General features: G+C 62.1%; 12 protein-coding genes. 4 read left to right on the plus strand and 8 right to left on the minus strand.

Annotated elements, in window-relative coordinates; translation table 11 throughout:
• Positions 1 to 23: 23 nt before the first annotated feature.
• The 5 genes from SB659_RS07900 to dinB all read right to left on the minus strand — a co-directional run bounded on the left by SB659_RS07900 (position 24) and on the right by dinB (position 4,593).
• Positions 24 to 728 carry a hypothetical protein gene (locus SB659_RS07900; protein ID WP_410550049.1) on the minus strand — a complete coding sequence of 235 codons (705 nt, stop codon included), beginning with the start codon at positions 726 to 728 and terminating at the stop codon, positions 24 to 26.
• Positions 725 to 1,723: a 16S rRNA (cytosine(1402)-N(4))-methyltransferase RsmH gene (rsmH, locus tag SB659_RS07905; RefSeq protein ID WP_410550050.1), complete on the minus strand. Its 999-nt coding sequence runs from the start codon at positions 1,721 to 1,723 to the stop codon at positions 725 to 727. Before rsmH ends, SB659_RS07900 begins: the two co-directional genes overlap by 4 nt.
• Before the next feature lie 165 nt (positions 1,724 to 1,888).
• A complete protein-coding gene (gene mraZ / locus SB659_RS07910; RefSeq protein ID WP_284979534.1) occupies positions 1,889 to 2,320 on the minus strand; it encodes a division/cell wall cluster transcriptional repressor MraZ in 432 nt (143 codons plus the stop codon).
• A gap of 451 nt (positions 2,321 to 2,771) precedes the next feature.
• The gene (locus SB659_RS07915) at positions 2,772 to 3,140 is read right to left on the minus strand and encodes a DUF3040 domain-containing protein (RefSeq protein ID WP_284979533.1); all 369 of its coding nucleotides are present in this window, start codon (positions 3,138 to 3,140) and stop codon (positions 2,772 to 2,774) included.
• 232 nt (positions 3,141 to 3,372) lie between these two features.
• Positions 3,373 to 4,593 carry a DNA polymerase IV gene (gene dinB / locus SB659_RS07920; RefSeq protein WP_410550079.1) on the minus strand — a complete coding sequence of 407 codons (1,221 nt, stop codon included), beginning with the start codon at positions 4,591 to 4,593 and terminating at the stop codon, positions 3,373 to 3,375.
• A gap of 117 nt (positions 4,594 to 4,710) precedes the next feature.
• On the opposite strand from dinB, the gene SB659_RS07925 reads away from it, so the two are divergent.
• Entirely contained in the window at positions 4,711 to 5,295 is a 585-nt protein-coding gene (locus tag SB659_RS07925; protein WP_410550051.1) for a hypothetical protein, read from the plus strand.
• Positions 5,292 to 6,386 carry a polyprenyl synthetase family protein gene (locus SB659_RS07930; RefSeq protein ID WP_284979530.1) on the plus strand — a complete coding sequence of 365 codons (1,095 nt, stop codon included), beginning with the start codon at positions 5,292 to 5,294 and terminating at the stop codon, positions 6,384 to 6,386. Before SB659_RS07925 ends, SB659_RS07930 begins: the two co-directional genes overlap by 4 nt.
• 92 nt (positions 6,387 to 6,478) lie before the next feature.
• Here SB659_RS07930 and SB659_RS07935 read toward each other — a convergent pair whose 3' ends face one another.
• Positions 6,479 to 6,832 carry an Rv2175c family DNA-binding protein gene (locus SB659_RS07935; protein ID WP_284979529.1) on the minus strand — a complete coding sequence of 118 codons (354 nt, stop codon included), beginning with the start codon at positions 6,830 to 6,832 and terminating at the stop codon, positions 6,479 to 6,481.
• Between the two features lie 265 nt (positions 6,833 to 7,097).
• On the opposite strand from SB659_RS07935, the gene SB659_RS07940 reads away from it, so the two are divergent.
• Together SB659_RS07940 and pknB are read left to right on the plus strand one after the other, a co-directional pair.
• Positions 7,098 to 8,447 (plus strand): LysM peptidoglycan-binding domain-containing protein, encoded by a 1,350-nt coding sequence (locus tag SB659_RS07940; protein ID WP_410550052.1) that lies wholly within the window; start codon positions 7,098 to 7,100, stop codon positions 8,445 to 8,447.
• 73 nt (positions 8,448 to 8,520) lie between these two features.
• Complete coding sequence (pknB, locus tag SB659_RS07945) at positions 8,521 to 10,590, plus strand: Stk1 family PASTA domain-containing Ser/Thr kinase (RefSeq protein WP_284979527.1); 2,070 nt, start codon at positions 8,521 to 8,523, stop codon at positions 10,588 to 10,590.
• 49 nt (positions 10,591 to 10,639) lie between these two features.
• Here the strand turns inward: pknB and SB659_RS07950 are convergent, their stop codons facing one another.
• Positions 10,640 to 12,043, minus strand: coding sequence for a class II 3-deoxy-7-phosphoheptulonate synthase (locus SB659_RS07950; protein ID WP_284976135.1), 1,404 nt, complete (start codon positions 12,041 to 12,043; stop codon positions 10,640 to 10,642).
• Between the two features lie 66 nt (positions 12,044 to 12,109).
• On the minus strand, positions 12,110 to 12,925 hold the full coding sequence (locus tag SB659_RS07955) for a lysophospholipid acyltransferase family protein (protein WP_410550053.1): 816 nt from the start codon (positions 12,923 to 12,925) through the stop codon (positions 12,110 to 12,112).
• Positions 12,926 to 12,949: the final 24 nt, after the last annotated feature.

The raw sequence follows: 12,949 nt of genomic DNA on the forward strand, positions 1-12,949 counted from the left end.
ACTTGCTTCAGTGGACGGGTTGGCTACTGCCCCGGTACCTTCTGCAAAGGCGCCGGGACGGATCCCCCGTTGAGGTCGACCGGAGGCGCGGCGGCAGGCACGGATGCCGTCGGCGCGGGGCTGGGTGTCGCAGCCTGCGAGGTTGCGGGTGCCGGCGTCGCGGGCGCTGAAGATTTGGACGTCGTTGCCGTCGAGGCAGCTGCCGTGGCATCCTTGGCGGCCGCCGACGGCGCTTGCCCTGAGAGTGCAGGAGGAGCGATAACCGCTCCCGGAGCGTCTCCCTTAACCGCAGGAACTGCCTTGCCGGTCACCGTCATCGTATTCACATCAATCTGGCCTTTGACCGTGGAAGCTACCATTCCCAATTCTGCAGCTTTGGCGGCTAAATTCTGTGGAGCTTCGAAGCTTTGCTTCTGCTGTGTCAGATCCTGGTTTTCTTTGTCCAGGGTCGCAGCCTGGGCCTTGAGCTGGACCAACTGGTACTGGGCTGTGGACACGGAGATGTTCAAGACAAGAACCGTGAGGAGTGCAGCAGCCATCGCGGCGAAGCATAGGACCACAAACGGCGTCCGACGGCGGACCGGGACACTGCGCACCAAGGAGAGGGGCGTGCGGGCCTTACGGTCGACGTCGGGCTTCCCGCCCGGGAGCGGGAGCTGCCTGGCGGTATTGCCCACAACAGAATGCCCCACTACGGAGGGCCGTGTGGTCGCTGCGGCGTTGCTCATGCTTGTCTCCTTGGTTTGATGCGCTCCACGGCCCTCAATCGGGCTGACGCCGCGCGGGGATTTTCAGCAATTTCTGCTGCTGTTGGGACTTCGGTGCCCTTAGTGATGGTCTTCAACTCGGCCTTGTGTTCCTCGAGTTCCACCGGGAATCCGAGCGGTGCCGAGGATTTGGAGCCGGACTGGAAAACCGACTTCACGATCTTGTCCTCAAGCGAGTGATACGACATCACCACCACCCGGCCGCCCAGTGCGGTGGCAGCTACCGCCGCAGGAACTGCGCGCTCCAGGACCTCAAGCTCTTCATTGACTTCGATCCTGAGGGCTTGGAAAGTGCGTTTGGCCGGATGTCCCCCGCTCTTCGCCGCGGCGGCGGGAACGACGCTCCGAATCTGTTCCACGAGTTCACCGGTGGTGGCGAAAGGCTTTTGGGCACGGGCACTGACAATACGGTTGGCAATGCGCCCGGCGAACTTCTCCTCGCCCCACTTCCGGATGATCCGTACCAATTCCTCTTCGCTGTAGTTGTTGACCACATCTGCAGCTGTTTGACCCCGGCTGGTGTCCATGCGCATGTCCAGCGGAGCGTCATAGGAATATGCGAAACCCCGCTCGCGTTCGTCCAACTGCAGCGAGGAGACGCCCAGGTCCATGAGGATTCCATGGACTTCACGGATACCGAGGTCCGCCAGGACGTCCTCAATTTCGTCATACACCGCGTGGACCAAATCAGTCCTGCTGGAGAAGGCCTCGAGTCGGGCGCCGGCCAGGGCAAGTGCTTCCTCGTCCCGGTCTATGCCCACCAGATGTAGGTCGGGAAAGCGCTGCAGCATCGCCTCCGAGTGTCCGCCCATGCCGAGCGTGGCGTCGATGGCCACGGGAATTTCGCCGCGGCTGCGAGCAGCCTCGAAACCTGGCGCGAGGAGGTTGATGCAGCGGTCCTTCAGGACGGGTACGTGGCGCTCGGATGTGGGCTTTGCCGCGTCCTGCTCTTCCACACTGCCTCCTCTTTCCTCAGTTTCTTCGCGCTGTTCCTTGGATCGGATCCCCATCCGCGCCTATCGGACCGCCGGCCTGGCTCAGGGGAAGTTGAGCCAGGAAGACAGTTCAATGGGCGGCTGGAGATCCCATCCAAGAACCGGGGCTGCTGCCCCACTGACCGGTTAGATGAAACCGGGCAGATTGTCGTCATCCGTTTCCGAGAAGGCTGCTTCCTTCTCGCTGAGGTACGTATCCCAAGCCTCGGCGTCCCAGATCTCCGCGCGGGTGCCGGCACCAATCACTGCCAGTTCCCTGCCGAGCCCTGCATACGAACGGAGCGCTGGCGGAATCGTCACGCGCCCTTGCTTGTCAGGTACCTCATCAGAGGCCCCAGACAGGAAGACCCGCATGTAGTCCCGAGCCTGCTTGGAGGAAAGTGGAGCCTCCCGCATGGACTCGTGAATACGCTCGAATTCTTTCTGGCTGAAGACGTAGATACAGCGTTCCTGGCCCCTTGTAAGCACCAGGCCTTCCGCGAGTTCCTCGCGGAATTTGGCTGGCAGGATGATCCGCCCCTTTTCGTCCAGACGCGGAGAGTGAGTGCCAAGAAACACCTGCCCACCGCCCCTCAGTAAAGGTGCCTCACATATCCAACGCTGCCACTACCCTCTTATGCGCTCCACTTTACTCCACAACACCCCACAGTCAACGCATAGCGGGCCGTTTCTCCACCACTTTGAGTTTTCAGTCGCTTCGATTCGGTCCGGCATAGCGCTGAATAGTCCCGAATCAGTGGCGCGGGGTGGAAAGTGGAGGGAAATCACCAGATGCGGTGGCCCGGGCCCGGCCCTGGGAGCGTGTGGTGTGCTTCAAGACGCCGCCTGCCCTTTAAACCCGAAAAGACCCGCCAAGGCGGGTCTTGATGGTTGTCTTGATGGCTACAGCGTATTCGAGCATTGACGCTCACGCGTGGCGACGGCGGTTCCTAAGGAGCGCTGCCACTGGGAGGAGCGGGCTACCTACGAGCCGCGGTTTATCTGAACGAAGGTCCGGCCCGGGAAGGACTTAGTTCTCGTCCCGGCGACGTTCGTCCCAGCGTTCTTCCAAGCTGCTCATGAACGAACTCTTGGACTTGGTCTTTCCGGATTTTGCCTTGCGGCCCTTACTGAAGGCTGACCCTCGAAGCGTGGCGAAATAGACCCCTGCGCCCATCACAACGAATCCCAGAACTCCCACGGGGATCGCCTGGACGGTTACTCCGAAAAGCAACAAGAGGATGCCCGCGATGGCACCGAGGATTCCTATGATCACGTGTCTGGTGGACCAACTCCGAATGGGGTCCGATCCCATGGTGTTGGCGAACTTTGGGTCGTCCTCGTGAAGTTGCTTCTCCAATTGCTCAAGCAGCTTCTGTTCGTGCTCCGAGAGGGGCATCGCGACCTCCTTTAGTCAGCCAGCGTCTGGACATAACGCGTCCTGTGCATCTGTAACCAAAACGATCGGTCCTTCGGATTTGTTCCCCAAAAACCCGCACGGTTTCAGTGGAACCCGGGCCGTCTGTTCCGGAAGCAGTTTGTCCAGACGATCAAATCTCTGTAATAAATAGGATAGTTTGTCCGGCCCCGTTCTGAAAGACACGCCAAGGCTTGGGCGCTTTGGCCGAAAGTCACTGTTCGGCCGGCGGCTTCCCTGACTCGAGGAGCCTGGCTGGCAGGAGTTTCTTGGATCCGAAGCGCTCAGAGACCCTGTCCAAGGCCTGCTCAGCCGCCCGCCAGTTGTCGTCCCGGCGGTCAAGGCTTAACTGGAGCGAGGTCTCCTCGGCAGGTTCAAGCTGTTCCGCGCGTATCCCCACCAGGCGGACAGACATGGGCCGCGCGCCCAGTGACTCCATCAGTTGCACCGCGACTTGGTAGATCAGTTGAGCGCTGTCGACCGCCACGTGGACGGTCCGGCTCCGAGTCACCGTTGAAAAGTCCGCATACCGAAGTTTTAAAGCCACCGTCCTGGCCACCATGCCGGAACTCCGCAACCGGGCGGCGGTCCGGTGCGACAGCCGCAGCAGTTCCCTGCGCAACACTGCGTCATCAGCTGTATCCGAGGAAAATGTCTCTTCCGCCCCGATGCTCTTTTCCAGCCTCGTGGGAGTCACCGGCCGCGGATCAATACCCATGGAGAGCCTGTGCACGTGCTCTCCACTTGCGCCCAGGACTCGTTTCAGCGTGGCAACGGGAGTGGCCGCCACGTCCGCCACAGTACGGATCCCCAAGCGGGCAAGGACCTCGCCGGTTTTGCCGCCAACACCCCACAAAGCGTTGACCGGGAGGCTGTGCAGGTACGCGATGGTATCTTCGGCATCAATTTGCAGAATCCCGTTGGGCTTGCAGCGGGTGGATGCGATCTTGGCAACGAACTTGGTACTGGCAATCCCTACTGAAGCCGTGATTCCCAGTTCGGCACGCACCCGGCGGCGGATGAGGTGACCAATGTCCAGCGGCGACCCCAAGCGCCGGATAGCACCACCGACGTCGAGGAACGCTTCATCAACGCTCAGTGGCTCGACGAGATCGGTAATGGAGGCAAAAATCCCCATGAGCTGGGCTGAAACCTCGTAGTACTCCGAGTGGCGCGGGTTAATAATGATCGCGGAGGGACACCTGCGCATGGCAATGGCCATGGGCATCGCAGATTTCACCCCGGTGGCCCGGGCTTCATAAGACGCAGAGAGGACAACGGACCGTTCAGCAGGGAACCCCACGATCACGGGCTTGCCGATCAGTTCGGGCCTGGTGCGGAGTTCCACGGAAACGAAAAAGGCGTCCATATCCACGTGGAGAATGCTGGTTCGCCGCCATTTTTGCAGGACATCACCGGCGCTGCTTGGGTGCACGACGCCGGTGCCCGGGGCGCTGCTGGATGCTTCCTGACTCACACCGGCAATACTATGCCCGGCCACTGACTAAACTGGAGGCACGATCCGGCGAAAGCCCAAGGAAGGATACCCCCTGTGAAGCTCTTCGGAACTCCTCAAGCGCGAGGGTTTGCCCTGCTCGCAGCGAGCCTCGCGGTGGCAGTCGCTGCTTGCACCCCCCAGCCCAGCGGTTCAGCAGCACCCTCCTCTGCGGGCGCGACGACGTCATCGCCTTCTCCAAAGAGCACGACGTCGGGTTCAGCGTCAGCGTCGGCAAACCCGAGCAGCTCGGCGTCGCCGGGTTCGTCGTCGTCCGGTTCGCCCGTGCCAAGTGCCACGGCCACTGTCGGCGCCCTGGTTGCAGGGTTCCCCCAGCAACTCATTCCCGTGATGCCGGCCACAAGCGTCCGCTCCAGCAGCTTTGATAAGACCAACTCCCCCGCCACGGTGGCGCTGGTTGGTGCGGTCAAGGCGCCCCCGGAGAGTGTGGTGGACTACTACAAGACTTCCCTGGAGGCCCAGGGATTCAAGGTGGTACCCGGCCCCGAGGCCGTGGGAGCGGTCACCTCGATTAACTTCATCCGCGGCGACAACGAGACCGTCAACGTCTCGATCAGGCAAAAGGAGGGCGTCTCAACGTTCACCATTGGTGCGAACGTAGCCGCCGGGTCTCTCAAGTGACACTGAATCCCCTCGTCGCATCCGAGCAGGACCGATTCAGGGCAGGGGTCGCCGAAAAACTCACGGGCTTCCTCCAGGAACAGCAAAACCTGATGTCCGGAATCTCCCCGGACGCCGCACCGCTCATCGAGTCCATCTCCACGTTGGTAACTGGCGGGAAGCGGCTGCGCGCACTGATGTGCTACTGGGGGTGGAGAGGGGCAGGTGGATCTGCCAATGACCCATCGATCGTCACAGCGGGGTGCGCTTTGGAGCTCTTCCAGGCCGCTGCATTGATCCACGATGACATTATCGACCGATCCGATACGCGCCGGGGAGGACCCAGCGTGCATAGGCTATTCGGCCAGCTGCACGAGGACAGCGGCTGGGCATTGGACAACGAAAGGTTCGGGCACGCAGCAGCAATTCTCACTGGAGATCTCTGCTTGTCCTTCAGCGAGCAATCCTTCACCGAGATCGGCCAGCGGGCCGGGTCCGGGACCAGCGCGCGTGCGATCTTCAACGTCATGCGGGCAGAAGTCATGGCCGGGCAGTATCTCGACATTTTGGAAGAGGTAGCCGGCCCGGTACGCCAACGTGCGGGCGCCGTTGACAGGGCCAAGTCGATCATTCGGTACAAGTCGGCAAAATACTCCACGGAGCATCCGCTGGCCATGGGCGGTGCACTGGCTGGGGCGTCGCCCGATTTGCTGGCGGGGTATTCGGAATTCTCGCTGCCCCTTGGCGAAGCGTTCCAATTGCGCGACGACATCCTCGGCGTTTTTGGCGACCCTGAGACCACCGGCAAGCCGGCCGGTGACGACCTTCGGGAGGGCAAACGTACTGTGTTAGTGGGCTTTGCCCTCAATCGGGCTCCTGAGGAGCAGGCTGCCTACCTCGACCGCGAGCTGGGCAACCCGGACCTGGGTGAGGACGACATTGCCCGGATCCGCAGCATCATCGTGGACAGCGGCGCGCTCGATGCCACGGAGACCCTCATTGCTGAGTTGAGCGATCAGGCCTTCGAAGCGCTGGGCCGGCTCCCGCTGGAGGAACTACCGTTGACGGCGTTGCGGGCACTCGCCGAAGCGGCGGTCAGCCGGGCGGCCTAAGGCATCACGGGTCAGTACCCCACCAGTTAGAGATGACGACGACGGCGGCCGGGGCCGCCGTCGTCGCTCGTTTCTGTTACCAGGCCAAAGAGTTACCAGGCCAAAGACTGGGCCCGGCGCCGGATTTCGGTCTTCCGCCCCTCGCGCAGGGCGTCAATCGGCCGTCCCCGCAATGATTCGTCGGCTGTAAACAGCCACGTGATCAGCTCTTCGTCGGTGTAACCGGCGTCGCCGAGAACCGCGATAGTCCCCTTCAAGCTGTCCACAACGTGTCCGTCCTGTAAGAACAGTGCCGGGACGGAGCGTATCTTTCGCTCCCCCAGCCTGACGGCGACGATGGCGCGCTCGTCCAACAGTCCGTGGACTTTGGTGATGGAAACGTCCAGTTGCTCAGCCACATCCGGCAGTGGCAGCCATTCGGAAACAAGGCTTTCTACATTACTCACAGACCAAGGTTGCCATGTCGCCCGGCCTGGCGCCTAGCCGAGGGGCGGCGGGCGAGCTCATACGGCGCACAAAAGCAGCATTTTCTTTGCACTAAATGAGGCAAGGCTTTCCGAACGTGCGGAATTGTTGTGCCGCGTGCATAAGTGTGAGAGATTCGCAGAGATCACATTTGTAACATCGGTAACATTGATAACACTGATAACGTTGATAACACTGATAACAGCGATAACAATCCCGCCGCTGTTCGAGATGAGGAACCCCTTCATGACGACGCCCCGCTCGCCAAAAAGACCCATGAGCATGCCCGTTATTGCGGCTACAACGGCTGCGCTCCCAGCCGTTGTCCTGTCCTCCCTTGCCTTGGCCCAGCCGTCCGTGGCCATGCCTGCCCCCCAGGTGAACAAGATTCCGGCTACCCTCGCGGCCGCCATGAAGGCGCAAGCAGCTGCCTTGGGAACCTTCATCCCGGCACAAGAGGTTGCTTCGACTATTCCCGCGGCCTTGCGTCCCATGGCACCGACGGTCCCGAGCAGCTACACGATCGTCCGCGGCGATACCATCAGTGCCATTGCGCGACGGTTCAACCTGGACACTTCCACTGTTCTGCGGTTGAACAACCTGACGGCCACGACGCTCATCTACCCGGGCCAGACCATCAAGCTCACAGGAACCGCGCCCGCGGCGCCGGCACAGCCCGCCGCGCCGGCGGCTCCGAGCAGCGGCGCAACCGGAGCGACCACCTACACAGTGGTTTCGGGCGATACCCTGGGCGGGATCGCCTATAAGTACGGTGTCCCGCTGTCCGACGTCTTCCGGTGGAACGGGCTCAATGGAGGCTCCATCATTTACCCGGGGCAGAAGATTATCGTCAGCGCAGGCTCCTCCGCTCCAGCGGCGCCAGCCGCACCAGCGGCTCCAGCAGCCCCGCAGGCACCGGCCACGACGACGGCGGGTGGTTCCTACACCATCAAGGCCGGCGACACCCTGAGCTCCATCGCTTCGCGGAACGGCGTCTCCCTGGCAGCGTTGATGTCCGCTAACAACGTCACGGCCACCACCGTCATCTACCCTGGCCAGAAATTGACCATTCCCGGCACTGCCACGCCGCCGGCAGTAAACACCAAGCCCTTGGTTCCCAGCACCTTCCTGGGCTACACCTATCCGCCGGCGGTTGTCAGCTCCGCCAACGCCAACAAGGCCCTGCTCAATGCGGCCCCCGTGCCTACCCGGGCCGAGATGAAGACCATCGTGCGGGATACCGCTGTTCGCATGGGAGTTACCCCCTCGCTGGCCCTGGCCTTCGCCGAGCAGGAATCAGGCTTTGACCAGCGGGCAGTTTCCCCTGCCAACGCCATTGGCACCATGCAGGTCATCCCGTCCTCCGGACAATGGGCCTCAGATCTGGTGGGACGTAAGCTCAACCTTCTCGATCCTTACGACAACGCCACGGCCGGGGTGGCCATCATCCGGGCCTTGGTCGCAACCAGCAAGGACGTCGACACCGCGATCGCGGGCTACTACCAAGGCGCGTATTCCGTGAGCAAGTACGGAATGTATGACGACACCAAACGCTACGTCGCGTCAATCAAGGCGCGCCAGCGCACTTTTGCCTAAGCACTGCCCTGCACCCGGAAGGGGTCTGGATCCGGAGGGATTCGGGTCCCTTCCCTGCCTCGTTTAGGATCATATGGTGCAAGAAGCAACGCAGGACCACCTCATCGGGACCACCGTGGACGGCCGCTACGAAGTCCGCTCCCGTGTGGCCAGAGGCGGAATGTCCACGGTTTATTTGGCCACCGACCGGCGGCTTGAACGTGACGTAGCCCTCAAGGTGCTGCATCCGCACCTGGCTGATGACCCCGTTTTCCTGCAAAGACTGAGCCAGGAAGCAAAAGCGGCCGCAAGCTTGTCCCACCCGCACATCGTGGGAGTCCTGGACCAAGGCCAAGACGGCCACCTTGCGTACCTTGTGATGGAGTACGTCAAGGGGCACACCCTTCGCGACGTGCTGACCGAGCAAGGCGCCCTCACTCCCCGCTTGGCCCTCGCCCTCATCGACCCGCTCATCGAGGGACTGGCTGCCGCGCATGCCGCAGGGCTGATCCACCGCGATGTCAAACCTGAGAATGTCCTCATAGCTGCCGATGGTCGTATCAAAGTCGGAGACTTCGGTCTCGCGCGGGCAGTCTCAGCTAATACGAGCACTGGCGCACTGATCGGCACTGTCGCCTACCTGGCCCCGGAGCTTGTGCTTGGCCAGCCCGCAGATGCCCGTAGCGACATCTACTCAACGGGCATCATGCTCTACGAGATGCTGACCGGCACGCAGCCGTATGCGGGTGATACCCCCATCCAGGTTGCCTACCAGCATGTCAATTCGACCGTTGGCCGCCCCTCCGAGGTAACGCCGGGCCTCGCCGAGGACCTCGACGAATTGGTGCAGTGGTGCACGGCAACGGAAGCCGAGAACAGGCCCGTTGACGGAACAGCCCTCCTCACCGAACTACGACACATCCGCACCTCCCTGACCGACGAACAATTGGACCACAGGCCTGCATCACAGGAGGCGTCAGCACCAGCGGGCGCCACGGTGGTATTGGCCAATGAAGGGACCAACCACACCCGAGCCCTACCCCGGGACCTGCCTTCGGCAACCGAATTCATTCCGCGCCAGAGCAACCCGACCACCGTTCTCTCACCTGCAGGCAGCCCGAGCCGGCATGCCGGGCTTGGTTCACTCGCGGAAATCGATGCGGACAAAGACCTTCGTCCACCCGGCAAACGGCAGCTGAAACGGCTCGAACGCCAGGAGGCCAAGGACCAGGCGCGGTTGGCGGCAACTCCCGTTCGTCAGTTGCGGGAGGGTAATCCACGCCGTCGAGCCGTCATCTGGATCATCATCATCGTGGTCCTGGCACTGCTCGCTGCGACTGCCGGCTGGTTTTTTGGCATGGGACCGGGCTCGCCTGGAACCGTCCCGGATGTCAAGAACAAGACAGTGGCCGAAGCCCAGCAATTACTGCGCACGGCCGGGTTCCAGTCGGAGCCCGAGGACGTCTATGACGACGACGTCTCAAGCGGCCTTGCCGTGGGGACAAAGCCTGAATCGGGTCAAACGGTTCGGAAGTTCCAGCCCATAGAGCTCTTCGTTTCCAAGGGCGCGCAACTCTTCCCGCTTCCGGGGCTCAGCGGGTCCAGTTTGGCCGACGCCAAGACGGCCCTGAACGCCGCCCGGATGACGCTGGGTAACATCACTGAAGCCTTCGATGATCATGCCCCTGCGGGCACGGTCCTCTCCCAGGATCCTGCGCAGGGCACGGCTGTGCGGCATGGAACTCCTGTGGCGTTGGTGGTTTCCAAAGGTCCGCAACCTATCCCGGTCCCGGACGTCCGCAACCTCACTCAGGATGAGGCCGTTAAGGCGCTCAAGGACGCAGGATTGACGCCCGTGGTCGCTCCGGAAACAGTCAACGACAAAAAGGTCCCGCAAGGCTCCGTCGTGTCACAGTCCCCGGCCAATGGAACGCTGGCCAAGGGCGGCACAGTGACCCTTACGGTGTCCAAGGGCCCCAAGATGGTCAAGGTTCCGAGCTTCATCGGCAAGCAAGCCAACGCCGCCGAGAAGGAGCTCCGCGCGCTCGGCTTTGATGTGCGGCTGAACAAGGTCCTGGGCGGATTCTTCAACACAGTCCGCGACCAGGACCCTGTGAACACTGAGGCTCCCGAGGGCTCCACAGTAACGCTCACGGTGGTGTGAGCGGTGGTTTGAGCGTTACTGTGAGCCCGTGGTGTGAGCCCAGGGAGCACTACCGCTTGGAGAGTGCGCCGGCCACCAGGAATGCCATCTCGAGGGACTGCATGTGATTCAGCCGCGGATCGCAAACGGACTCGTACCGGTCAAGGAAGGCATCCTGGTCGATAGGGTCGGCACCGCCAAGGCACTCGGCGACGTCGTCGCCCGTCATCTCGACGTGGAGGCCGCCTGGCACCGTTCCCAAAGAATGATGCACTTCGAAGAACCCGCGGACCTCATCGATCACGTCGTCGAAGTTCCGCGTTTTGTAGCCGTTCGGCGAGGTAACGGTATTGCCGTGCATGGGGTCCGTCACCCACAGGACCTGGGCACCTGAGGCTGTGACGCGCTCGACGACGGCGGGCAGCTTTTCCCTGATGTTCTTGGCGCCCATGCGGGTGATGAATGTCAGACGGCCAGGTTCGCGGTTGGGATCGAGTTTGTCGATCAACCGGAGGGCATCGTCCCCGCTGGTGGTCGGGCCCAGCTTGACGCCGATCGGGTTCCGGACGCGCGAAAGGAAGTCCACGTGGGCATGATCGAGATCCCGGGTCCGCTCCCCTATCCAGAGGAAGTGCGCTGACGTGTCGTAGGGAAGGCCGGTCCGGGAATCGATGCGGGTCAGCGCACGTTCGTAGTCGAGCAGCAAAGCCTCGTGGCTGGCAAAGAACTCCACCCGCTTGAGGGCTTCAAAGTCAGCCCCGCATGAGTCCATGAACTTGATCGCGCGATCGATATCGCGGGCCAATGACTCATAGCGCGCGTGCGCCGGGTTTTCCGTGAAGCCTTTATTCCATTGGTGGACCAGCCGAAGGTCGGCGAAACCGCCTTGCGTGAAGGCACGGATGAGGTTCAGCGTTGAAGCCGAGGTGTGATAGGCCTTCAGCATCCGGCCGGCATCGTGCGCCCGGGACTCTGGTGTGAAGTCGTAACCGTTGACGATGTCACCGCGGTAGGCCGGAAGCGTCACGCCGTCGCGCGTTTCATCATTGGACGAACGGGGCTTCGCGAACTGGCCGGCCATGCGCCCCATCTTGATGACGGGCATGGCAGCGCCATAGGTGAGGACCACGGCCATCTGCAGGATGGTCTTGACGCGAGCGCTGATCTTGTCCGCCGTTGCCGCTTCAAAGGTCTCGGCACAGTCGCCTCCCTGCAGCAGGAAGGCTTTCCCCTGGGCAGCAGCGGCGAGGCGCTCACGGAGAACGTCAACCTCTCCGGCAAAAACCAGTGGCGGAACCGCGGAGAGCTCCTTGACGGACGCCTTGAAGACGTTCTGGTCAGACCACGTGGGCTGCTGGGAGATCGGCAAGTCCCGCCAGGCATCGAGCCCCGGGTAGTCGGCAGCCCCGCTCTGGGCGGTGCTCGTGAGGGGATCTGCTACAAAAGGTGCGGTGTTCGCGGTTAGCTCAGTCACCCTACAAGACTAGTAGCCTTCGGTGCGGTTGCGAGAGTGCTGCCGTAACCCTCGACGGCGGATGCGTCACAGTGTCGCGGCGGGGTCCTGGCCATCGTCGGCCGCACCGTTGCCGAAACCAGACAGTCCGTTGCCGAACTCAGCCGGGCCCGCCTCCGGGCCAGCTCCTTTCGGAATGGGGCCTGCTGTGGGAATGGGACCTTTGGCCGCCAACCGGGCCTTCACCACGGCAGCGTATTCATCGACGTATTCTTGGCCGGACAGGCGCATGAGCTCGTACATGATCCGGTCCGTGACCTGCCTCTGCACGTCGCGGTCGTCCTCCCGGCCGTAGTAGTCGCTGAAGTCCAGCGGCTGCCCAAAGATGATCCCTATGCGCCGAATGCTCGGCAGGCGCTTCCCGATCGGCTGCACCTTCTCCGTTCCGATCATCGCAACGGGTATCACGGGGACGCGTGCTTGGAGCGCGATCCGGGCAACGCCCACCTTGCCCCGGTACAAACGCGCATCCGGGCTGCGGGTGCCTTCAGGGTAGATACCCAAGAGACCGCCAGCGGCCAGGATCTCCTTGCCGGCCCGGAGGGACGTTTCGGAGGCGGCACCTCCGGATCTGTCCATAGGGAGTTGGCTGCTCAGCCTGAAGAACAGTGCTGTGAGACGGCCCTTGAGCCCGGTGCCGGTGAAGTACTCAGCCTTGGCGAGGAAAACCACCTTCCGCGGCAACATCAAGGGAAGGAAAATCGAATCGGAAAAGGACAGGTGGTTCGACGCCAATATTGCCGCACCAGTTTCCGGTACGTTATCCAAGCCCTTGACCCAGGGCCTGAAGATGAGCTTCACCAAGGGACCTAGAAAGATCCGCTTCATGACCCAATAGAACACGCTTGTCCTCCCGCGGTGGATCCA

The sequence above is a fragment of the Arthrobacter sp. SIMBA_036 genome (genome assembly GCF_046535135.1).
GTDB lineage: Bacteria > Actinomycetota > Actinomycetes > Actinomycetales > Micrococcaceae > Arthrobacter.

What these genes read in the sequence shown, in the direction of transcription:
- SB659_RS07900 (WP_410550049.1), bottom strand. Translation starts at nt 728, where the DNA reads ATGAGCAACGCCGCAGCGACCACACGGCCCTCCGTAGTGGGGCATTCT.
- SB659_RS07915 (WP_284979533.1), bottom strand. Translation starts at nt 3,140, where the DNA reads ATGCCCCTCTCGGAGCACGAACAGAAGCTGCTTGAGCAATTGGAGAAG.
- SB659_RS07940 (WP_410550052.1), top strand. Translation starts at nt 7,098, where the DNA reads ATGACGACGCCCCGCTCGCCAAAAAGACCCATGAGCATGCCCGTTATT.
- pknB (WP_284979527.1), top strand. Translation starts at nt 8,521, where the DNA reads ATGGTGCAAGAAGCAACGCAGGACCACCTCATCGGGACCACCGTGGAC.